The sequence below is a fragment of the Aequorivita sp. Q41 genome (assembly GCF_039831855.1).
GTDB lineage: Bacteria > Bacteroidota > Bacteroidia > Flavobacteriales > Flavobacteriaceae > Aequorivita.
Genome location: NZ_JBDPMS010000003.1, coordinates 120170 through 142507, shown reverse-complemented (window position 1 = coordinate 142507; position 22338 = coordinate 120170). Strand labels below are relative to the sequence as shown.

Here is a 22338-nt window from a genome sequence, read left to right as displayed (position 1 = left end):
ATTATTGTTTAATAGTTAGTTTGGCGCCGTTGAAAAGTTTTCCTTCGGAAGAAATAATATAGTTTTCGTCCGCATTAAGTCCTGAAAGTACTTCCACATTATCGCCGAAAGTACGACCTACTCGCAACCAGCGTAGTATAGCTGTATTGCTTTCACTTACTGTATAAATTCCTGTTAATTGCCCGCGTTCTACCAAAGCTTCTTTGGGTACCAAAACAGTTGTAGTTGTAGTTTTCTTTTCTATTGGAAACTGCACCGTGGCATACATTCCCGAAAGAATGCTTGCATCTGTTTTATCTAAAACTACTTTTACCAAATATTGTCCACCCGTGTTTTTAGCGGAAGTACTTACTTCTGTAACAGTTGCTGCAAGAATTTTATCTGAAGATTTCACAATCACTTGTACTTCCGTTCCCGATTTAATTTTTGAAATTTCACGCTCAGGAACTGAAGCAATTACTTCAAAATTACCCGGGCCTTCTACTGAAATTAACGGGGCGCCAGGATTTGCCATATCGCCAGCTTCAATATTTTTACTGGTAACAACTCCGCTGAAAGGCGCACGTAGATTTACATACGCAAACTGAGACTGCACTTCGTTTTTCATCTGCTTTGCACCTTCCAATCTTGCTTTCGCCATTTCGTAACGGGCACGCTGATCGTCAAGTTCTTTCTGACTTGCGCTATTTTCTGCAAATAGATTTTGAAAACGTTGGTAATCTTTTTCTGCATTGTTGAAAGCAGCCTGAGCTTCAGTAATCCCGGCAATCGTCTGTGCTTGTTTTGCAGAAAGATCAGAATTATTAATACTAACCAACAATTGTCCTTTTGTAACTTTATCACCCACATTTACGTGAACTTTATCTACAAAGCCCATCATTCGCGTGCTTAGCGTGGCACTATTTGCGGCTTCAATTTTTCCACTTGCGGTTAAAAAGGGCGTGTTGTTTTCTGCAGCTACTGAACTTACTGTAACTGCAACAGCAGGAGTAGTATCAATTTTCTTTTCTTCGGAAGAATTGCCGCAGCTTGAAAGGTTCAAAACCCCTAAAAAAAGCAAACTTGTATATATTAGTTTCATATTGTTTTTTTAATCTTGTTAGGTTATAATTTTTATTTCAATTTCAGATTCAAAAAGGATTCGACTGCGCTCACCCTGACATTTTTGATTTTTATTTCGTTTTTGACTTCAATTTCACTTCTTCGTTAAGAATTGAAGGTATGCCAAAGCGTAATTATGCTGAAAAACAGTGTTGAAATACTCCAACTGTTTCTGCGAGAACTGTGTCTCGGCCATTAAAAGATCTGTGGTTTTTTCAAGACCTTCTTTGAATCTGTTTGTGCGAATACGAAGCGCTTCTTTTGATTGTTCAAGTGCGAACTCAGTCAACTTTAAATTGTTTTTTGCATCTTGAAACATACGTTTTGCTTTGTTCAATTCTAGCTGGCTTTCGGCTTTATATTGCTCCAATTCAAGATTTGCTTGGTTAAATTCGGCTTTGCTTTTCTGTGTTTTTCCAAAGCGCTTGGAGCCTTCAAAGAGATTCCAAGTTAAAGCTGCCCCGAATAAATAACCATTTGCATCAGTTTGAAAAATCTGATCGTCATATAACTCATAGCTTCCAAAAGCATTTAGCCTAGGCACAAACGTCATTTTATCTGCTTTGTAATTTTGCTTATAGGCTTCTGCAGCAAACTCCATTGCTTGAATATCTGCTCTAGAATTGGAAAGCTTTTCAGTAGCATTTAATTCCGAAGAAATCATTAATGAATCTGTTGGTTTCAAAACTCCAGCAACTTCTTCATTCATAAGCACTGCAAGATATTCCGAAGCGTTTATAACATTGCTTTTTGCATACTGCAACTGGTTTTCAACTTCGGCAACGCGTACTTGCACTGCCAAAACATCACTTTGTTGTAAATACCCTTGCTTGAAACTATTGTTTGCCAAACGCAAGTTTTCGTTGGCTGCATTGAAAGCTTTATCTAAAACATCAACACTTTTATACGCTAATTGCAGTTGCATATATGCCTTTTCTGTTTCCAAAGAAAGATAATCACCTATACGTGTTAAATGCATTTGGGTGGCGTTCCATTTTGCTTTTGCTGCTTTCCGTTGGTATATGCCGTCTACATTTATAAGGGGTTGTTGCACTTCAAATTTTGTAACGAATATGTTAATCTGTGAAGGGTTATTTAATTTATTCGGATCAAAATTTGCTTGCGTAATTATCTCCTGATTCAGTTTAAAACCAAAAGCCATCAATGGGTTGGTAGTTGCCATTCCGGTATGCGAAGCCCTTATGTTTGGTAAGAAAACCGCATTTGTCTGGTTGTAATCCCCTTTTGCTGCGAGCATTTGTTGCTCGCCTATTTTTAGTTTATTGTTTTGTTCAATAACCTTTTTTAGAACTTCAGTTTTAGAAATAGGGGCGATTTGCTGTGCAAAGATTACTGAAGGTAGCAAACCAATTATTACAATTATATATTTAATCTTCATGGTAATATTTAATTTGATGCAAACATAAATCAGAAATCAAGCTTGGTCAGTAACTAATGTTACCAAAGAAAAAGCACCCATTCTGGGTGCTTTATATTAAACAAATAAGCCTGTATTTATGAGAAACAAATCGAAACGTTCCTATATTTTTTTGAATGATTTTTTATTATTTATTTTCTTTAACTTTTAAATGATAAGATACATACGGTAGCAAAAAAAAGCACCCTAGGCTCTACAGTGAAATTATCTTAATACTGTTTCTATAAAGTTCAATTTTCCCCATGGATTCCAATTTTTTAAGTAATCTGGAAATAACCACTCGTGAAGTATGGAGTTCATAGGCTATTTCTTGATGAGTAGAATTTATCAAAGAATGATTTGTAATCTTTTGCTTGCTTTGAAGATGTTTAACAAGTCGCTCGTCCATATTCATAAACGCTATATTGTCAATAGTTTCAAGCATTTCGGTAAGACGACTATGGTAGCTTTGAAACACAAAATTGCGCCAAGTTTTGTATTTTCCAGTCCATTCTTCCGTTTTTTGAATTGGAATCATGATAAGAGTTGTGTCCAATTCAGCTACGGCGCGTATTTCACTTTTGGTCTGTCCCAAACAACACGTAAGCGTCATTGCGCAAGTATCCCCTCGTTCCAAAAAATATAGTAATAGTTCGTCCCCGTCATCGTCTTCCCTCAAAATTTTTATAGCCCCAGAAATAAGCAATGGCATTGACCGCAAATAATCACCAATCTCAATTAATTTATCGCCCTCATTAACCACTTTTAAAGTTCCAACTTGGTTTATTTCTTCAATGAGTGCATCTTCAAAAGTATGAGCAAAATTTTCTTTTAAAATATTGAGCATGTATTTTTAATTAAATGTTTTTTAAGAAGCAAGTTACTTAATAAAAAAATAATCTTGAAAGAGAAACTAACTTCCAAATAAATTTTCCTAGAAGAAATATGGACAACTTTCAAACTATAAAACCATTTCCCATAGTTACATTGCACCCATTACTTGAATTTTTCAACAGAAATAAATATTCCAGCTTAAAAAAATTCGTATTAACCACATTTTTTTGTAAAACGAGAAAACAATATTTTACATTTTGATATCAAAAGAAGCCAATGGTAATGGGAAATATTACCAGATAAATTACTGTGATTGGGCTGAGGGGGTGACGTTTAATTCCTAGTTAGGTTATAGAATGATTATCATATTGATTTACATTTCTACTCCTTGTTCCGTTTCAATCTTTTTATCTTGTAATTGCCGATATTTAGAAGGTGACATCCCTGTTTTTTGTTTAAAAACCCTATTAAAACTAGTTTTGGATTGAAAACCACAATCGTAAGCAATACTTAATAATGTATATTTTCTATTTGTTTTGTCTGTTAATTTTTCTTTTACTTCGTTTACACGATAGGTATTGATGAAATTGTAGAAGTTATTGTTTAGATGTTGATTGAGTAATTCAGAGAGCTTTTTATCAGTTATTTCCAATTCTTCAGCTAAATCTGAGAGGCTTAATGCTTCGTTTAAATAGGGTTTTTTAGTGATTAATACTTCGTCTAACTTCACTTTAAGTTCTTCTATCTCTTCCGAAGTAAAAACATCTAGTTGTCGTGTTGGTTTATTATTTACTTGTTCTCTTTCTTGAGTTGCTATAGGTTGATTGGTTATTTTTTCTTCTAATAAAAAATTTGGTAATAAAATCTGTGATTGAAACAAACCTTTATATCCTAAAATACAATAAAGTAAAATCATAGCAAAGGCTATAACTGTACCAATATTCCATGGAATTCTTGGGAAAAGTAATTCATAGATAGAGAATAAACTATCTAAAACCACTATAAGTAACAACCCAATAACTAGGTATGATAGCCATGACAAATTGCTGCTTTCTATAAATGAATATAATTGTTTTCGTGTCTTTTGAATGGTTTTAATCAACTGAAAAGACACCCAGATATAAAGAAGAAAAAATGCATTTTCGAATAAATTTATATAATCTGCTATTTGAACATAAAAATCGTGGTATGAACTAAGCAACCCAAACGTCATACTTAATGCAACAGGAACTGAAACCGTTAACCAATAAATATAAAAAGGGATTAAATGAAGGGAAAGTGGTTTTAATATATCTTTGGAGGGTCTTATCAGCGATCTAATATAAAATAACAAAAAGGGGCCCAGCAAAAACCCTGGACCACTTCCCAAAAGTATTGCAATACCTCCTAGTGGTCTAGATTTATGCAAATATGCATAGTAATAAAGCAAAAAGAAGATTGAATTTATAAAAAATATTGAAAGTAATTTTTTAGAAAACCTGGAATTAGACTTTAATAGAAACACAACCAATAAAAATAGCAGGGACATCCCTGCTATTAATATAAAATCTACAACCATTGTCCATTTTTCCACACCGAAAAATAGCACATAATTTACTAATACACAATTTTGCGTATGTGAACAGCCATTATATCCTTACAAATTTAAAGTTTAAATTATTTGAAAATGAAAGTATATAAAGTCCACTTTCTAGTGTATCTACCATAATTTTTTGACTTTGCGACAACACTCCAGTACTTATTTGTTGTCCTACAACATTATATATTGCATAGCTTTCACCAATTAAATCAGTATTACTTTTAATATGCAGCTCACTATCTACTGGATTGGGATAAAAACTTATATTATTAGTTTTAATAAATTGTGTGCTTAAAACTCCGTCTTTCATTTTAAGTAGGTAATTATCCCTAAAATCTACAACCATTACTTCGTCTATTTCATCTGGAAGTGGATTTAAATCAACCGTAGTTTCAAATTGAGCAGCTAAATAAATATTATTATCACTATCAATTCCTAATTGATGTGTGTCTATAAAATTAACCCCTCCAAATTGATATGCGCTTTTAAAAATCCCTTCAGCATCTAATGTCAACACATAAGCACCTGTTGCATTTTCGGACTCTTTGGTCAATAAAAACGTTTCGATTGGGTCTGGGTTAAAATCTGCAGTTCCATCAAAGAAACCTGTTGTATATACTGTTCCGTCATTACCCAAAGCAATATCATACGCAAAAAATGAATCGTTAGAACCTAAATGTCTTGCCCATGCAACTGTACCATCTTCATTTATTTTTAAAATAAAACCATTATACGCAACATCACTAGTAAAAGTATAATCTGAATTTCCAGAGGTTGGGTCAAAATTAACCGTATTACTAAACCTACCTGTTAGATACATATTATTATCTGTATCGTAAGCAATAGCATATACGGTAACATCTCCACCTTCTGTAGTTGCAATATTGCTAATATTACCCAAGCCATCAATTTTCATTGAATATCCTGAAAATCCATCTAAAGAAGTCATTTCATAAACTTCATTAGGGCGCGGATCTAAATCTGTTGTACCCCCGAAAAAACCAGAAATAAAAATTTCATTACTGTTTTTCACAGCCATATCTAGTGCTAAATCTAGGTCATCACCACCGTAACCATATACTTTTACGAAGTCGCCAGAGTTATTTAATTGTAATAAGAAAGTGTCACTTCCTCCATTACTTGTTAGTAACATCTCTCCTAAACCAGGGTCAAAATCTACCGTTTCATATAGATATCCTAAGATATAAACATTACCTAATTCGTCTACATCAATAGAAGTTGATTCTTCATACCCAGTTCCGCCTACACTTTTTGCCCATATAAATTCACCATCACTACTTAATTTAAGGATAAAAATATCGCCACTTCCTTGCGAGGTTAATAGAAATTCTAACGCACCTGGATTAAAATCTACTGTCTCCTCAAAATACCCTGTTATGTATACATTACCCATATCATCGGTAGTAATACCAGTTCCATAATCAAACATTAACCCTCCAATACTTACCGCCCATTCTAAATTTCCTTCTGTATTTGTTTTCTGAACAAACACATCATAAAACCCGTTAGAGTTTAAGTTATATTCACTGCCATTTATATCAAAATCTGCCGTGTCTGTAAAATAACCGGTTAGGTAACTGTTTCCGTCTGCATCTACATGCATTTTCTTAATCACATCTTCCCCTGCACCTCCAAATCTGCCTCCCCATTCATAGGATTGTGAAAAAAGTGAAAGAGAGGTGAAAAAAAATGAAAAAAGTAAGAAATAATTTTTAAGTTTCATAAGATTTATAATTTATTATTAATGAAAATAGCTCTGTAATGAGCTGCTATATCTTGAGGCAAATAAAACATTAACTACACGATAAAATGCTCCATTGGAAGCAGTGAACCCTGTTTAAAGAACTGCTATAAAACTTTGCAACAGTTATTTGCGCTAAACCCTTCTAAGTTTTTCATTTTTTACTTATATATTCCGCCTAGGTTCTTAATTTATTTATATTTGCACCACAAAAAATGCAAAGCATCTACCCGGGTGCTGGAATTGGTAGACAGGCATGGTTGAGGGCCATGTGTCCTTAGGGCGTGTGGGTTCAAGTCCCATTCCGGGTACAAAATTCCTTAAGATATTAGGAGAATTTTATGTTTCACTATCAGCTTTTGCCTTCTTTTTAGTACATTAACATTTTAATACTAAAATTACATCTTCAGTGGTCAAGACTCAATTTGGCATTAAAGACCTCGAAAATCTTTCAAACGTAAAAGCGCATACTATCCGTATATGGGAAAAGCGTTACAACCTACTTGAACCAGACCGTACCGATACAAACATCCGAAAGTATGATCTTGAAAACCTAAAGAAATTATTAAATATCGCGTATTTATACAATGCTGGGCATAAAATATCTAAACTTGCTAGCTTAAGTGCAGTACAAATTCAAGAACTAATTAAAAGTAATATTCAAGGTCTTGATTCTGAATATATGCTTAATGTATTTAAGTCTTCCATGTTTGGATTTAATTCCGAGCTTTTTGACACTACGCTTGCTAAAATGCTGGAGCAAAAAACGTTTCGTGAAGTTTTTACAGAAATATTTATACCCTTACTCAATGATGTTGGAGTTTTATGGCATACAGGAACCATAGACCCAGCGCATGAGCATTTTATTTCTGAAAAAATTAAGCATGCCATCATTCACCAAAGTAATTATAAAAATAAGGCACTCCAAAAAAGCACTTCCCCAACTTTTGTACTTTATCTACCTCTCCAAGAAATTCATGAAATAGGCTTGCTTTATGCGAATTATGAATTAGTGTCGATGGGCTATAATACGCTGTATTTGGGCGCCAACATCCCAATGGAAAGCCTACGCCATATTATTTCTACAACTAAAGATACCACCTTTGTAACTTTTTTTACGGTACAACCAGAAAACAATGACCTAGACCAATACCTCATTGATTTTCAGAATACAATTTGCAAAAAAACTGCTTGCGAATTATGGATTTTAGGTAGAAAAGCTAAAACAGAAATAAAAAACACCAAAAGTTTTAAATTCTTTAAAGAAGTCAATTTATTTATCGATTGCCTTAAAAAATTGAATGAGGCTTAGCTCATTTCTTATTCAATTTTAAGCCATAACTGGTTGTTTTTATACAAGTTACCATAAATAGCATTTTCAAAAACATAAAATCAAATTTTATAAATTTTATTTTTGTTTAAATAAATTGTAAATTTGTTAAACACTATGAAATCAAACATTGCAATTATAGGTTCTGGGTTCTCTTCACTCGCCGCTTCATGTTACTTGGCACAGGCTGGAAATGAGGTAACTATATACGAAAAAAACAAAACCATTGGGGGTAGAGCACGCCAATTTTTCAAAGAAGGATTTACTTTTGATATGGGCCCAACCTGGTATTGGATGCCAGATGTTTTTGAACGATTTTTTGCTGATTTCGGAAAAATACCTTCAAATTTTTATGCCTTAGAGAAGCTAAACCCAGCATATAGAGTGTATTTTGGTAAAAACGATTACATAACCATTGAAGATACGCTTGAAAAAATATATGCTGCGTTTGAAAAAGAAGAAACGGGAAGTTCTATAAAACTTAAAAAATTTATAGATCAAGCCATGGATAATTATAATATTGCTATTAAAGATCTGGTCTATCGTCCTGGTGTATCTCCTTTAGAGTTGGTTACTGGCGCTACCATGAAGAAGGTTGGTCAATTTTTTAGCACGATTAGTAAAGAGGTGCGAAGTGAATTTTCTAATCCACGATTGATTTCAATTTTAGAGTTTCCTGTTTTGTTTCTAGGAGCCAAACCCTCTAAAACACCTGCCTTTTATAGTTTTATGAATTATGCTGATTTTGGCCTCGGAACTTTTCACCCTAAAAAAGGAATGTATTCTGTGATTGATGGAATTACACAGCTCGCTGAAGCTTTGGGGGTAACAATAAAAACAAATCAAAACATTGAGAAAATTATTGTTGCAGAGGGTAAAGCTTCTGGGGTAATTAGCAATGGTAAAAAAATTAAAGCCGATATTGTTTTGAGTGGTGCAGATTACCACCATACAGAAACACTATTGGATAAACAATTTCGTCAATATTCAGAAAGCTATTGGCAAAAGAAAACATTTGCACCATCCGCCCTACTATTTTATGTGGGTTTTAATAAACAAATTGAAAATGTAGATCACCATACTTTATTTTTTGATGTAGATTTTGAAAAACATTCTCAAGAAATATATGACACTCCAGCATGGCCCAAAAACCCACTTTTTTATGCCAGTTTCCCTTCAAAAACTGATAAAACTGTTGCGCCAGAAGGGAAAGAAGCTGGAATATTTTTAATTCCACTTGCACCTGGTTTGGATGATGCCCCCGAAGTGCGCGAACTATATTTTGATAAAATTATAAAGCGATTTGAAAAAATTACCAACCAAGAGGTTAAAAATTACGTTATATTTAAAGAATCCTTCTGTATAAACGATTTTGTAACCCAATACAATAGTTATAAAGGAAATGCATACGGACTTGCAAATACCTTAATGCAAACAGCTTTTTTAAGACCAAAACTAAAAAGCGGAAAAGTAGAAAATTTATTTTTTACAGGTCAACTTACTGTTCCCGGACCAGGAGTACCTCCCGCACTCATATCAGGAAAATTAGTAGCCGGATTAATTGAAAAACAAACCAAGAATTGAAAGCACTTTTTGATATCGTTTCTGAAGAATGCAGTAAGAAAGTTACACAAACTTACAGCACTTCTTTTTCGTTGGCCACACGTATGTTGGGACCTTCCATTCGCCAAGATATATATAATATCTATGGTTTTGTTAGGTTTGCTGATGAAATTGTAGATTCTTTTCACGACTATAAAAAGGAGCAATTATTTAACCGTTTTGAGAATGCATTGGAAGAAGCATTGGTTGATAAAATTAGCCTAAACCCCATTTTAAATTCTTTTCAAGCAACATTTCATAAATATACAATCGATAAAAAGCTGGTTGATGCTTTTATGGAAAGTATGCGTACAGACCTCATTAAAAATACGTATGCCTCAAAAGAAGAGTTTAATAATTATATATATGGTTCTGCAGATGTGGTTGGCTTAATGTGTTTAAAAGTGTTTGTAAAAGGAGATAATGAAAAATACAACGAATTAAAAGACGCTGCGATGAGTTTAGGCTCCGCTTTTCAAAAAGTGAATTTTTTGCGTGACCTAAAAGAAGATTATGAAAATTTAAGCCGAAGCTATTTCCCAAATGTCAATTTAGACCTGCTTAATGAAGCTTCAAAAGAAAAGATAATTCAGGAAATTGAAGAAAATTTTAATGAAGGGTATAAAGGAGTTCTTCTTTTACCTCACGATGCTAAACTTGGCGTTTTTATTGCATATAGATATTACAAAAGATTGCTAAAAAAACTCCAACAAACTCCTGCAACCGAAATAAGAAATACCAGAATACGTGTGCCCAATGCTGAAAAAATAGGACTTTTAACAAGAAGCTACGTAAAATATCAGCTAAATTTGATTAAATAATCCAAAACGAAAATTAACGCACAATAATGACAATACTACTTTGGCTGTTACTCTTTATATGCACTTTCTGCTTTATGGAATTTATGGCGTGGTTTACCCATAAATACATTATGCATGGTTTTTTATGGAAACTCCATAAAGATCATCATCACAAAGATCATGATAGCTGGTGGGAGCGCAATGACTACTTTTTTCTATTTTATGCTATGGTAAGTATAGGTTGTTTTATAGGGTGGAGCTATTATGGTTTTTGGGCTGGATTGCCTATTGGTTTAGGAATTTTTGCCTATGGGCTGGCCTATTTTATCGTTCATGATATTTTTATACACCAACGCTTCAAGATCTTACGAAACACCAATAATTGGTATGCTCGAGGCATCCGGAGAGCTCACAAAATGCACCATAAACATTTGGGTAAAGAAAAAGGAGAATGCTTCGGAATGCTTTTCCCTCCGCTTAAATACTTCAAAAAATAAACTATGTGGCATCTTTATTTAGTGTTGAACATTGCTTCATTTAGTATTCCCTTCCTTTTTAGTTTTCACCCAAAATTAAAGTTTTATAAACTTTGGAAATATTTTTTTCCAGCCACAGGTATTATGATGGCTTTTTTTATTCCATGGGACATAATTTTTACTAAAAATGGATTTTGGGGATTTAATGAAACCTATCTTTCAGGTTATAAAATAGCCAATTTGCCCATTGAAGAGTGGCTCTTCTTCATCTGCATCCCCTATGCTTGCCTATTTACTATTTATTCCTTTAAAAATTTGTTGCCGAGATTTAAATTTACAAATGCAACTACTACTCTACTATATGTTTCGCTTCAAACGATATTGATAGCAATGCTTCTATACTTTTTTGATCGTTGGTACACAGCAATAAATTTTGGGTATGCAATTGTTCTAATGGCTTTGGTCTACAACTTTAAACCTGATGTGTTAAATACTTTTTTTCCTGTTTTCTTAATTCTTTTAATCCCTTTTTTCATTATAAATGGTTTTTTAACCGGAAGTTGGATTCATGAAGAAGTCGTTTGGTACAATGATTTGGAAAATCTTGGAATTCGAGTAGGCACCATCCCAATAGAAGATAGTATTTATGCCCTAGGAATGTTGCTTACTGTCTTTGTTTTAATGGAAAAGTTTAAAGAAAAATACCCTGCTACAACGAAATAAATCCCGCAAAAAATTCTACAGAAAAATAGGCAAATAAACGGCGTTAAAAAATAATATCCAATACCGTAAAGCTTGTAAATTGAAACGGATTTTGCAGTACATTTATTTCTATAATTAAGGTGATTTATGATACATCCTAAAACAGAATTAAAGTTTATCAACAAAGAGATTGGCTATGGCGTTGTTGCTACAGAATTTATCCCAGCGGGTACTATTACTTGGGCTTTGGATGATTTAGATCGCGAATTCACACCTGCCAAATTAAGTAAAATGAATCCGCTTTACCAAAATATTCTTGAAACGTATTGCTATAGAAACCACAAAGGTAATTATGTGCTTTGTTGGGATTATGGTCGATTTGTAAACCACAGTTTTAAGAGCAATTGTATTTCCACAGCGTATGATTTTGAAATCGCCATTCGCGATATTCAAGCTGGAGAAGAATTGACGGATGATTATGGGTATTTAAATGTTTCAGAACCATTTGTTGGCATTGATGAAGGCACCGAACGCAAAACTGTTTATCCGGACGATTTGTTACATTTTCACCCTCTTTGGGATCAGCAATTACATGATAATTTTTCAAAAATATTTGCGGTAAACCAACCCCTAAAAGATCTTTTATCACCAAAGCTTTGGGAGGATTTGACTATGATTTCTCAAGGGAAGAAAAAAGCCTTATCTATTTTAGAAAATTATTACAAGCAATAACAAACCTGAATTCTAAGCATTAATTATTCTAAAAGCTTATTAATAATAGCCCTCAATTTTTTACTATTCCAGTCTGCAGTTCCTTCTTCATCAATAACTATTGCTCCAGATTTTGAAATTAAATACGTGGTTGGCAATACCTCAGATTCAAGTTTATTGGGCGCTTTATATGTTTGAAAATATATAGGCAGCGTATAATTATGCTTCTTCATAAATTTATTGACCACCTCTGGAGTTTCAGTTGTAACGAAATAGAAATCAATCTCGCTTTCATACGCATCATATAATTTTTGAAATGAAGGCATTTCAGCCACACAAGGTGGGCACCATGTTGCCCAAAAATTTATAATAACTACGCTGCCTTTTGACTTTGATAAATTTACGACACCATCATTTAATGATTGTAATTCCCAATTAAAATCTACAAGTAACTCTTGTTGGTTTTCAGGTTTTTCAAAGGGTGAAAATGAAATAAGTCTTTGCACAAATACCTGAATAGGCATCCTTGTTTGTGGAATAATTAAGAGAATTATAACCCCAAAGAAAAGAATATTACTCCAGTTCTTTTTTAAAAAATCAATTTTCATAAAACTAAATACATTTAAAATGTCTCATTTTGAGAGTTTTTCCTTACTTTTGCACTTTATTAAAGTCCCAAAATATGAAACTTTTATTTTGCATCCTTTTATTATTCTCAATGCAAGTATATTCACAAGTTGGTATTGGAACAACCGATCCTACCGCTACTTTGGATGTTAATGGAAAAGTTCGTATTGGAACAATCGATGAAGAGTTGGATCTGGATGTAGTTAAAGATTCGATTTTGGCTCTTTCTAATACTGTGAATACAATTACTTCTAAAGATATTTACGAAACTAATATTAAATCGGCAGTAAAAGGAAAATTTTCTGAAAATACTACATTTACATTTACTGGAAGTTCAGGTAATAAAAATAAGTCCATTGTTTTTGATTCAGAAATTTATGATGTAAACAACGAATTCACCAACGGGGTATTTACCGCAAAAGAAGATGGTATATATCACGTTTATATTCAGATAGCACCTACCGGCACATTACATATATCTCCAAATTATGGGGTTAGAATTTTTAAAAATGGGGTGCTCTATTCGCAACAAAATTTCGCTAATGTGGGTGTTGACCTCTCTATAGTATTAACAATTAATGTTACTCCTCCCATCCGAAGCGTTCAAACTTTAATGCAATTAGAAGCGGGAGACACCATAGATTTTGGATTATACACCTATAAAACATCAATAGGTTTATTTACTCTTAATGTAACATTATCTGGAGCAGAAAAGGATAGTTTTTTTACTATTAATCAAATACGATAACTAAGTCAGGAATTTTTAAAAACCAAAATTCCAATTATACCATAAAATTATGAGATTTATTATTTACACCTTATTACTCGTTACGGTTCCTACACTTGCGCAAACTGGGAAAGTGGGAATAGGAACTACTGAACCTACAGCCACTTTAGATATTAATGGAGATTTAAGAATTAGAACTACAGTTGAAGAAAGCGACCTTGAAGTAGTTAAAGACTCTGTCTTGGTTATTTCTCGTGATGGTACGGTAAACAGAGTTAGCTCGAAAAGTGTATATGAAAGCCATATTAAAACAGCTGTGAGAGGCACCTTTCCTGGATCAGGAAATATAAGTATTACCTTAGGGTCTAATGTTGCAAAAATTCCATTTAACACAGAGGATTTTGACACTAATGATGAGTTTGATACTACTACCAATACGTTTACAGCAAAACAAGATGGCTATTATCAAGTATATGTACAAATAAATTCAGGAGGATTGCTAGGTGTATCAACAAACTATGGTTTACGTATTATTAAAACTGTTAGTGGAGTAAGTCAGATTGTAGCTGAGCAGAATTTTGCAAATATAAGCGCCTTAGGTATTAAGGTTACGCCTCCTGTACGAAATACTCAAACTTCTGTACAATTAAATGAAGGAGAAAGTATAAGCTTTCAGCTGTATACAGATTTAGTAAGTGTTAGTCTTCTTGGGGATAAATCAGACAGTTTTTTCACGATACATCAAATTAGATAAGCATATAAAATATATGTTATAGTTCATTTAAGTTCTTTTTAAAAATAAAAACTATAACATCTAAATCCATAAAAAAACCTCAAAGACATCTTTGAGGTTTTTATTTTTTAGTGTTTTAACGTATTAAGCGTTTTGCTTTTTAATTAAGTTTAGCGCTGAACCTTCACGATACCATTTTATTTGAGCATCATTATAGGTATGGTTTACTTTAATAGTATCCTTACTTCCATCTGCGTGAACAATCTCTAGCGTAAGTTGTTTATTAGGAGCAAAATCAGCAATGTCTACAAAGTTGAAAGTATCATCTTCTTGAATTAAATCATAATCTGCTTCATTAGCAAACGTAAGCCCTAACATTCCCTGTTTTTTCAAGTTTGTTTCGTGGATTCGTGCAAAAGACTTTACTAAAACGGCAGCAACACCAAGAAATCTTGGTTGCATGGCAGCATGCTCACGAGAAGAACCTTCGCCATAATTATGATCTCCCACAACTATCGTTTTTACTCCTTTCGCTTTGTATTCACGCTGTACATCTGGCACTCCGCCATATTCACCTGTAAACTGATCTTTTACAAAGTTTGTCTTTTTGTTAAATGCATTTACAGCACCAATCAATGTATTATTAGCAATATTGTCTAAGTGCCCACGGTAACGTAACCATGGACCTGCCATAGAAATATGGTCTGTAGTACATTTTCCGAAAGCTTTAATCAATAATTTTACCCCTTGTAATTCAGAATCTTGAATTGGTACAAAAGGCTCCAACAATTGAAGACGTTCACTGTTGTTTGCAACTTTTACATCTACAGAACTTCCATCTTCCTTTGGCGCTAAATAACCATTGTCATCGACTTCAAAACCTTTTGGTGGTAATTCCAAACCAACTGGCTCATCAAGCTTTACTTCTTGACCATCTTCATTTAGCAGTGTATCGTTCATAGGGTCAAAATCCAAACGCCCTGAAATTGCAATTGCCGCTACCATTTCTGGTGAACCAACAAAGGCATGTGTATTCGGGTTTCCATCTGCGCGTTTAGAAAAATTTCTGTTGAAAGAGTGCACGATTGTGTTTTTTTCCTCACCTTTTCTATCGCTTCTATCCCACTGCCCAATACAAGGCCCACAAGCATTTGTAAATACTGTAGCACCCAAATTTTCGAAAACTTCCAAAAGGCCATCACGTTCAGCTGTAAAACGAATTTGTTCTGAACCAGGGTTTATTCCAAAATCACTTTTAGGCTTTAACTTTTTATCGATTGCTTGTTGTGCAATAGACGCCGCTCTCGTTAAATCTTCGTAAGAAGAATTGGTGCAAGATCCAATTAACCCCCAATCTACTTTTAAAGGCCAATCATTTTTAGCTGCTTTTTCACCTAATTCCCCAACAGGAGTGGCTAAATCTGGCGTAAAAGGACCGTTTAAATGTGGGCGCAAGGTAGTTAAATCTATTTCTATAACTTGATCAAAATATTGCTCAGGATTTGCATAAACTTCATCATCACCCGTTAAATATTCTCTTACTTTATTTGCTTCATCTGCAATATCAGAACGATCTGTTGCTCGAAGGAAACGCTCCATGGCATCGTCATAGCCAAAAGTTGAGGTTGTTGCTCCAATTTCGGCACCCATATTACAAATAGTTCCTTTTCCAGTACAAGAAAGGTTTTTTGCGCCCGGGCCAAAATATTCAACAATAGCTCCCGTTCCACCTTTTACGGTAAGAATTCCAGCTACTTTCAAGATAACGTCTTTTGAAGCAGTCCAGCCATTTAATTCGCCAGTTAATTTTACACCAATTAGCTTTGGAAATTTTAACTCCCATGGCATTCCAGCCATAACATCTACTGCATCTGCGCCACCAACACCAATGGCAACCATTCCTAAGCCTCCTGCATTAACAGTATGACTATCGGTACCAATCATCATTCCGCCTGGAAAAGCATAATTTTCTAGTACAACTTGGTGAATAATTCCAGCGCCTGGTTTCCAAAATCCAATTCCGTATTTATTAGAAACAGATTCTAAAAAGTCAAAAACCTCATTACTTGTTTCATTAGCACGTTTTAAATCTTGTACAGCACCTTGTTTTGCTTGAATTAAGTGATCGCAATGTACTGTGGTTGGAACTGCTACTGTTTTTTTACCTGCTTGCATAAACTGCAAAAGGGCCATTTGTGCGGTTGCATCCTGACAAGCAATTCTATCTGGTGCAAAATCCACATAATCTTTTCCTCTTAGAAAAATTTTGTTTGGATTTCCGTCCCATAGGTGGGAGTATAATATTTTTTCTGAAAGGGTTAGTGGTTTTCCTGTGATTTCACGTGCTTTATCTACACGTTCAGCCATTTGGGAATAAACCTTTTTTATCATGTCAATATCAAAAGCCATAGTTATATTTTTTGGTGTTGCAAAAGTACAAAATTTTAAAATATTTAAAAAATATTTAATGAAATTGCCTATTTAATGAATTATATTCAATAAATAGCAGTATTTTTTACATAAAATTATTAAATTGATAATTTTTAATGTGAAAAATTAAGAATTTGAAAATGTTTTGGTTTTAAAATGAAATAGTTCACAAAGAAAAATTAGGATTGTTTTAATACAAACTTCTAATAATTTCTTCAATACTTAAACCTTCAGCCTCGGCTTTATAGTTTTTTATCATTCTATGGCGCAATATTCCAATGGCAGATTTTTGCACATCTTCAATATCTGGAGAAAACTTGCCGTGCAGTGCGGCATTCGTTTTTGCTGCGAGTATTAAATTCTGAGAAGCTCTTGGCCCCGCACCCCAATCAATATAATTTTTCACAATATCAGAAGCTGTTGTACTGTTTGGGCGTGTTTTCCCAACTAGAGTAACGGCATATTCAATTACATTATCAGCCACAGGGATTCTTCTTATTAATTGTTGAAAATCTATAATTTCCTGAGCGGAAAAAAGTGCATTTACTGTTTTTGTTTCCCCAATTGTGGTTTGTTTTACAACCTCTACTTCTTCTACAAATGAAGGATATTCAAGATTAATAGCAAACATAAAACGGTCCAATTGTGCTTCAGGCAAAGGATAGGTCCCCTCCTGCTCTATTGGGTTTTGAGTAGCTAAAACAAAATATGGTAAATCTAATTTATAATGATGGCCAGCAACAGTAACAGCACGTTCTTGCATCGCTTCTAAAAGTGCCGCCTGCGTTTTTGGGGGAGTTCTGTTAATCTCATCCGCAAGAATAATGTTTGCAAAGATTGGACCTTTAATAAATTTAAACTCACGGTTTTGGTCTAAAATTTCGGAACCCAGAATATCGCTCGGCATCAAGTCTGGCGTAAACTGAATTCGTTTAAACTTAAGTCCTAAAGCCTCAGCAACAGTATTTACCAACAAGGTTTTTGCTAAACCCGGCACACCGATAAGTAATGCATGACCTCCAGAAAAAACGGCGAGTAAAACCTGCTCAACCACTTCATCTTGACCTACAATAACTTTTTTTATTTCCTGGCGAAGGGCATTATATTTTGAAACCAGTTGTTTTACCGCTGCTACGTCTGACATATATTTTCCGTTATTATTTTTTCAACCAGTTTCCTGTAAATTCACAGTCTTGATAATCTTGGTTGATGCTAATATACGTATCTTTTATTTTTTCGTGCTGCCATTTGTTAATAGACTTAATTTGCTTTTCACGGAGTGCTAACTGCTTAATACGCTCATAATCTTTAGCATAATCGGCTTTATGCTCTTCGTATTTTTTTGTAACAGTTAAAATTTTTAAACTACTTTTCCCGGTACGATCGCGGTCTGTAAATATTTTTGAAACCTCACCTTCTTTAAGGTTGTAAACCTGCGCACTTAAAGTTGGATCCATCTTAGTAAGGTCAAATTTAGTGTCAAAATTAACCGGGTTGATTAGTTGCCCGCCATTATTTCGTGTTTCTTTATCATCAGAGCTTTCAATAGCTGCTTCTGCAAAAGTTATTTCGCCAGCTTCAATCCTTGCTTTTATGTCTTCTATTTTTTTTTGAGCTGCATCAATCGAGCTCTGTGAAACTTCAGGAAACATTAATATGTGTCTAACATCAACTTCTTGACCTCTAATTTTTTCAACATACAAAATATGATACCCAAATTCAGTTTCAAAAGGTTCACTTATTTCCCCTTCTAATAATGAAAAAGCTTGGTCTTTAAATTCTTTTGCCCAAGGAGAATCTCTTTTTACTCCAGTGTAAAGCCCCCCTTTTGAGGCAGAACCAGGATCTTTTGAATACAAAACGGCTTTGGTAGAAAAGCTAGTGCCATTATCGATAATATCTGCTCTAATGGAGTTAAGTCTTGCAACAACCTCAGCAATTGCTGTTTCCGTAATTTCAGGATCTACAACGATTTGTGCTACTTCTATTTCTGCACCAAAAACAGGGCGTTCATCTTCCGGGATTGAAAAGAAAAACGTTCTTACTTCTTCAGGGGTAATCTCTACTTTTTCAATTACTTTTTGCTGCATCAATTGAGCAAGTTTTATACTTTTATTAGCTTCAAAAAGTTCAGTCCTAAGTTGTGCTATATTATCTTTTCTATAATATTGAGCTACTTTTTCCTCGCTTCCCAATTCACTAATCATATATTGTAATTGCTGGTCTATCATTCCATTTATCTCTGCATCCGGCACCAATATACTATCTTGTTTAGCCTGATGTGCATAGAGTTTATCTTCCATCAATTTCCCCATTAATTGGCAACGACTTACGTCTTCGATTGACATTCCTTGCGATTTCATCTCAACATACGATTTATCGATATCGCTATCCAAAATAACGTATTCACCAACTACAGCACTTACGCCTTCTGCTTTATATCTTTTAAAGGGTTTTAATGAATCACGCTGGACAACTTGTTGCACTAACAGAGAGTCATTGCTTTTTACTACTCCAGTGCTATCTGGCTCTAACACTGTTTGGGCTTGTAGCATGGTAGTAGAAAATAGTAGGATCAATAAAAATTTAGTCATTTTTATAGATTTCAAAATTATTTGTTTCAATAGCATCTTTTGTAATATCTGTTTCTAATTTTTTTATAAGCTCAAGCTTTCTTTTGTTCAAAATTATTTGTTTCAAAATCGGCTTAACATAGGAAATAGGCGCTATATCATTGGGATTGAGCACATTTTCAATTTTCACCAAATATACTCCTAATGAGTCTTGCAATTGTGAAAAATTAGATTTTTTTAACACTTCCGCACTACGTTCTTTTATTACCGGCAGCACATTGTAGAGCACGTCTCTTTTTATCCAAACAGAATCATTAAAATTTGAAGCGATAAACTGATAATTAAGATTATTCAAAGATGTTTTGTCTTTATCGTTATATCGATTCAACTTTTCTTTTACGGAAGCCACCCCTTCATAATTTGAAGGTAATTGTATATAGCGCATTTTAACCAAAAAATCTTTCTGTTTGAAGTTTTCTTTGTTTACTTCATAATATTCCTTGTACTCCGCCTCCGTTATAACACTATCTATCTGTTTATCGACAATTACATTTTTATAAGCTTCGGTTAGCAAATCATTTTTATACTCTTGAACAAGCCTCTCGAATTGCTGTAACTTATCTGCAGTTAGGTTAATTTGCGCTTGATCTATTAATAATTGCTGCGTAGCCCAACGGTTTATATAATTGTTAATAATGAGTGTACTATCCTCAGCAGAAGTATTTTCGGAAACTAACTTAGCAATATCTTCTTTATACAAATAGCTAGTATTTACACGGGCAATGGGATCCTTTTTCGTTTCTTGTTTAAAGTAATCACAGGAAATTAAAAAAACACATCCGCCTAATATATAAAGAAAATGTTTTATCACTTCAATGATTTCTTAACGCGTTTTAATCCTTTTTTGTTTACTTCAACATTATATTTTGAATGTAAACTTTGCATCCATGTAGCTTCAATTTCATTTTGGTAATTGCTCAATACTTTGCCTTTAATATCTTCAAAAGATTTTATACCAGGAGCAATAATATCTTTAATATTTACAATAACAAAGGAGTCGTTATTTTGTGAAATTTTAGAAACACCTTTCTTAATTTCAAGGTTTTGTGGAAGCTCACGTTGGTCGATTTCAAAAACACCAGGCGTAATCAAAACATTTACTGTATCGTCAGTGTTTAATGCTGTTTTAATTTCTTCAGAAGTTTTTCCTTCGTTTAGCATTTTTTGTATTTGCTGCGCAAAGGCTTCTGTAGTTGCTGAATAAATATCTGCATCTACACGTTGTTTCCATTGGTAGTTTTCTTTCGTCTTTTCATAATACTGTTGAAGCCCTATAGAATCATTCTTACCTTTTTGCCATATGTTTTTATCCATTACATCGAAGATTAAAAGCCCATCCCGATATTCGTTAAGAATAGCAGCATAGTCTTCATTTTCTTCTTCAAGCTTTTCTTTAAAATAATCCTTTAACTCTTTTGTTTCAAACTCATCATAGAACTCTACAAGTAATTTCTCTTTTAACTTATATGGTCTTGTAGATCGTTGACGATCTTCAATATATTTTGCAAAACCAGTAAAGGTTGCATTTTTATCACCAATCGTAAAAAGTACTTTATCCTCTTCAGCAGGAATTGGCGTCATCGTCCAACTTCTTTTTAAAATTGCATCACCAAGATATGTATCAAAATAAGGTAAATAGCTAACCCCTTTTTTGAAACCATATTTCTCTTTAATTCTTTTGTTTACTGTACTTGTTACAATTTTAGAACGATCCCCATCAGTTACTTTTTTCTCAAGTTCTTCTCTTTTACTCTCAAAAGATTCCATTGGTAGTTTTTCTTCCAAACGGATGACATGCCACCCAAAATCGGTTTTTATTGGCTTACTTAGATCCCCTGGGTTTTTAAGTGCATAGGCAGCATCTTCAAACTCTGATGCACGAAGTTCACCTTTTGTAAAAGGTTTTAATTTACCACCATTCACTGCAGAGTTTTTATCATCTGAAAATTGTTTTGCGAGGCTTTCAAATGCCTCGCCTTGATTTAGCATGGCATAAATTTCGTTGATACGTTCTTCAGGATTGAATGTCCGCGCTCCTTTTTTATCAGAAATCATTATGTGCGACACCTCAATTTTTGGCAGTCTTTTTCTTTTGTCATTTACCTTTATAATATGGTATCCGAAACTGGTACGTGTAATTTCTGAAATTTCACCCACCTTCGTGTTATAAGCAGCATTTTCAAAAGGATAAACCATAGTAAATACTGAAAAATAACCTAACTCCCCACCTCTTTCTTTAGATCCTGGCTCTTCAGAATATGTTCTAGCTAACTTTTTAAAATCTTCACCTTTTAAAGCTTTCTCACGAATAGATTTTATTTTATTATACGCTGCCAAAGTATCTTGTGGCACAGCTTCATAATCAACTTTAATTAAAATGTGTGTTGCATCAATATCGAGCATCCCTCGCTCATAAGCTTCTTTCGCAAGTTCCTCGGTTATTTTGTTTTCGTAAATATAATTACGAGAAAGCTGATCACGATATTTTGAAAGTTCGCTTAGGTAGTTACTTTCTTTATCTAAACCTTGCGCTTTAGCTTCTGCTATTTTTAATTTATAGTCAATAAAAAGATCAAGATACCCATCAATATCTTTTTGAGATTCATCTTGAACAAGGTCTAGGTTTTTCTTGTAAACACGTTCAAATTCTTTTGCATAAACGGGTTTCTCGTTTATGGTCATTAATACATCTTTTTTATCTTGTGAATAAACTGTGGCACATATGAAGGCCAAAATGCATACGGAAAGAAAATTTTTCATATTTATTGAATATTTATTTTAATGAAGCGACGCAAAAATAACAAAAAGCTACGGGAACTTACATCAGAAAGTGAAACGATTTTATTATAAATATAGTGTTTTACTGTTTTTAAA

19 protein-coding genes and 1 tRNA gene are annotated in these 22338 nt (G+C 33.8%); 9 read left to right on the top strand and 11 right to left on the bottom strand.

Annotated elements, in window-relative coordinates:
- Window position 1: 1 nt before the first annotated feature.
- The 5 genes from ABJ955_RS12320 to ABJ955_RS12300 form a co-directional block, all read right to left on the bottom strand.
- Window positions 2-1081 (bottom strand): efflux RND transporter periplasmic adaptor subunit, encoded by a 1080-nt coding sequence (locus ABJ955_RS12320; RefSeq protein ID WP_347374933.1) that lies wholly within the window; start codon window positions 1079-1081, stop codon window positions 2-4.
- Window positions 1082-1195: 114 nt separating this feature from the next.
- On the bottom strand, window positions 1196-2500 hold the full coding sequence (locus tag ABJ955_RS12315) for a TolC family protein (RefSeq protein WP_347374932.1): 1305 nt from the start codon (window positions 2498-2500) through the stop codon (window positions 1196-1198).
- A gap of 232 nt (window positions 2501-2732) precedes the next feature.
- A complete protein-coding gene (locus ABJ955_RS12310) occupies window positions 2733-3365 on the bottom strand; it encodes a Crp/Fnr family transcriptional regulator (RefSeq protein ID WP_347374931.1) in 633 nt (210 codons plus the stop codon).
- 360 nt (window positions 3366-3725) lie between these two features.
- Entirely contained in the window at window positions 3726-4760 is a 1035-nt protein-coding gene (locus ABJ955_RS12305) for a helix-turn-helix domain-containing protein (RefSeq protein ID WP_347374930.1), read from the bottom strand.
- A 220-nt stretch (window positions 4761-4980) separates the two neighbouring features.
- Entirely contained in the window at window positions 4981-6675 is a 1695-nt protein-coding gene (locus ABJ955_RS12300) for a T9SS type A sorting domain-containing protein (RefSeq protein WP_347374929.1), read from the bottom strand.
- Window positions 6676-6921: 246 nt separating this feature from the next.
- Here ABJ955_RS12300 and ABJ955_RS12295 point away from each other — a divergent pair.
- The 7 genes from ABJ955_RS12295 (at window position 6922) to ABJ955_RS12265 (ending at window position 12335) form a co-directional block, all read left to right on the top strand.
- Window positions 6922-7004: transfer RNA gene (locus tag ABJ955_RS12295), tRNA-Leu, on the top strand.
- Between the two features lie 98 nt (window positions 7005-7102).
- Window positions 7103-8005 carry a MerR family transcriptional regulator gene (locus ABJ955_RS12290; RefSeq protein ID WP_347374928.1) on the top strand — a complete coding sequence of 301 codons (903 nt, stop codon included), beginning with the start codon at window positions 7103-7105 and terminating at the stop codon, window positions 8003-8005.
- Window positions 8006-8140: 135 nt separating this feature from the next.
- Entirely contained in the window at window positions 8141-9607 is a 1467-nt protein-coding gene (crtI, locus tag ABJ955_RS12285) for a phytoene desaturase family protein (protein ID WP_347374927.1), read from the top strand.
- Window positions 9604-10446: a phytoene/squalene synthase family protein gene (locus tag ABJ955_RS12280; RefSeq protein WP_347374926.1), complete on the top strand. Its 843-nt coding sequence runs from the start codon at window positions 9604-9606 to the stop codon at window positions 10444-10446. Before crtI ends, ABJ955_RS12280 begins: the two co-directional genes overlap by 4 nt.
- A 26-nt stretch (window positions 10447-10472) precedes the next feature.
- Complete coding sequence (locus ABJ955_RS12275; RefSeq protein ID WP_347374925.1) at window positions 10473-10922, top strand: sterol desaturase family protein; 450 nt, start codon at window positions 10473-10475, stop codon at window positions 10920-10922.
- Window positions 10923-10925: 3 nt separating this feature from the next.
- Window positions 10926-11624: a lycopene cyclase domain-containing protein gene (locus ABJ955_RS12270; RefSeq protein WP_347374924.1), complete on the top strand. Its 699-nt coding sequence runs from the start codon at window positions 10926-10928 to the stop codon at window positions 11622-11624.
- 126 nt (window positions 11625-11750) lie between these two features.
- The gene (locus ABJ955_RS12265; RefSeq protein WP_347374923.1) at window positions 11751-12335 is read left to right on the top strand and encodes an SET domain-containing protein; all 585 of its coding nucleotides are present in this window, start codon (window positions 11751-11753) and stop codon (window positions 12333-12335) included.
- Between the two features lie 23 nt (window positions 12336-12358).
- On the opposite strand, the gene ABJ955_RS12260 is transcribed toward ABJ955_RS12265, so the two are convergent.
- Window positions 12359-12922, bottom strand: coding sequence for a TlpA disulfide reductase family protein (locus tag ABJ955_RS12260; protein WP_347374922.1), 564 nt, complete (start codon window positions 12920-12922; stop codon window positions 12359-12361).
- 74 nt (window positions 12923-12996) lie between these two features.
- Here ABJ955_RS12260 and ABJ955_RS12255 point away from each other — a divergent pair, with 74 nt between their 5' ends.
- Complete coding sequence (locus tag ABJ955_RS12255) at window positions 12997-13689, top strand: hypothetical protein (RefSeq protein ID WP_347374921.1); 693 nt, start codon at window positions 12997-12999, stop codon at window positions 13687-13689.
- Window positions 13690-13738: 49 nt separating this feature from the next.
- Entirely contained in the window at window positions 13739-14422 is a 684-nt protein-coding gene (locus ABJ955_RS12250) for a hypothetical protein (protein WP_347374920.1), read from the top strand.
- A 123-nt stretch (window positions 14423-14545) separates the two neighbouring features.
- Here the strand turns inward: ABJ955_RS12250 and ABJ955_RS12245 are convergent, their stop codons facing one another.
- The 5 genes from ABJ955_RS12245 to ABJ955_RS12225 form a co-directional block, all read right to left on the bottom strand.
- Complete coding sequence (locus ABJ955_RS12245; protein ID WP_347374919.1) at window positions 14546-16810, bottom strand: aconitate hydratase; 2265 nt, start codon at window positions 16808-16810, stop codon at window positions 14546-14548.
- 211 nt (window positions 16811-17021) lie between these two features.
- Window positions 17022-17975 (bottom strand): MoxR family ATPase, encoded by a 954-nt coding sequence (locus ABJ955_RS12240; protein ID WP_347374918.1) that lies wholly within the window; start codon window positions 17973-17975, stop codon window positions 17022-17024.
- A 13-nt stretch (window positions 17976-17988) separates the two neighbouring features.
- On the bottom strand, window positions 17989-19425 hold the full coding sequence (locus tag ABJ955_RS12235) for a peptidylprolyl isomerase (protein WP_347374917.1): 1437 nt from the start codon (window positions 19423-19425) through the stop codon (window positions 17989-17991).
- Window positions 19418-20275: a peptidyl-prolyl cis-trans isomerase gene (locus ABJ955_RS12230; RefSeq protein WP_347374916.1), complete on the bottom strand. Its 858-nt coding sequence runs from the start codon at window positions 20273-20275 to the stop codon at window positions 19418-19420. Before ABJ955_RS12230 ends, ABJ955_RS12235 begins: the two co-directional genes overlap by 8 nt.
- Window positions 20272-22224 (bottom strand): peptidylprolyl isomerase, encoded by a 1953-nt coding sequence (locus ABJ955_RS12225; protein ID WP_347374915.1) that lies wholly within the window; start codon window positions 22222-22224, stop codon window positions 20272-20274. The genes ABJ955_RS12230 and ABJ955_RS12225 overlap by 4 nt, the downstream gene beginning before the upstream one ends.
- Between the last annotated feature and the right edge of the window lie 114 nt (window positions 22225-22338).

Excerpts from the sequence above, each read along its gene's own strand:
- ABJ955_RS12245 (WP_347374919.1), bottom strand. The coding sequence starts at position 16,810 with ATGGCTTTTGATATTGACATGATAAAAAAGGTTTATTCCCAAATGGCT.
- ABJ955_RS12255 (WP_347374921.1), top strand. The coding sequence starts at position 12,997 with ATGAAACTTTTATTTTGCATCCTTTTATTATTCTCAATGCAAGTATAT.
- ABJ955_RS12270 (WP_347374924.1), top strand. The coding sequence starts at position 10,926 with ATGTGGCATCTTTATTTAGTGTTGAACATTGCTTCATTTAGTATTCCC.
- ABJ955_RS12260 (WP_347374922.1), bottom strand. The coding sequence starts at position 12,922 with ATGAAAATTGATTTTTTAAAAAAGAACTGGAGTAATATTCTTTTCTTT.
- ABJ955_RS12250 (WP_347374920.1), top strand. The coding sequence starts at position 13,739 with ATGAGATTTATTATTTACACCTTATTACTCGTTACGGTTCCTACACTT.
- ABJ955_RS12225 (WP_347374915.1), bottom strand. The coding sequence starts at position 22,224 with ATGAAAAATTTTCTTTCCGTATGCATTTTGGCCTTCATATGTGCCACA.
- ABJ955_RS12315 (WP_347374932.1), bottom strand. The coding sequence starts at position 2,500 with ATGAAGATTAAATATATAATTGTAATAATTGGTTTGCTACCTTCAGTA.
- ABJ955_RS12235 (WP_347374917.1), bottom strand. The coding sequence starts at position 19,425 with ATGACTAAATTTTTATTGATCCTACTATTTTCTACTACCATGCTACAA.
- ABJ955_RS12300 (WP_347374929.1), bottom strand. The coding sequence starts at position 6,675 with ATGAAACTTAAAAATTATTTCTTACTTTTTTCATTTTTTTTCACCTCT.
- ABJ955_RS12320 (WP_347374933.1), bottom strand. The coding sequence starts at position 1,081 with ATGAAACTAATATATACAAGTTTGCTTTTTTTAGGGGTTTTGAACCTT.
- ABJ955_RS12275 (WP_347374925.1), top strand. The coding sequence starts at position 10,473 with ATGACAATACTACTTTGGCTGTTACTCTTTATATGCACTTTCTGCTTT.
- ABJ955_RS12265 (WP_347374923.1), top strand. The coding sequence starts at position 11,751 with ATGATACATCCTAAAACAGAATTAAAGTTTATCAACAAAGAGATTGGC.
- ABJ955_RS12240 (WP_347374918.1), bottom strand. The coding sequence starts at position 17,975 with ATGTCAGACGTAGCAGCGGTAAAACAACTGGTTTCAAAATATAATGCC.
- ABJ955_RS12310 (WP_347374931.1), bottom strand. The coding sequence starts at position 3,365 with ATGCTCAATATTTTAAAAGAAAATTTTGCTCATACTTTTGAAGATGCA.
- crtI (WP_347374927.1), top strand. The coding sequence starts at position 8,141 with ATGAAATCAAACATTGCAATTATAGGTTCTGGGTTCTCTTCACTCGCC.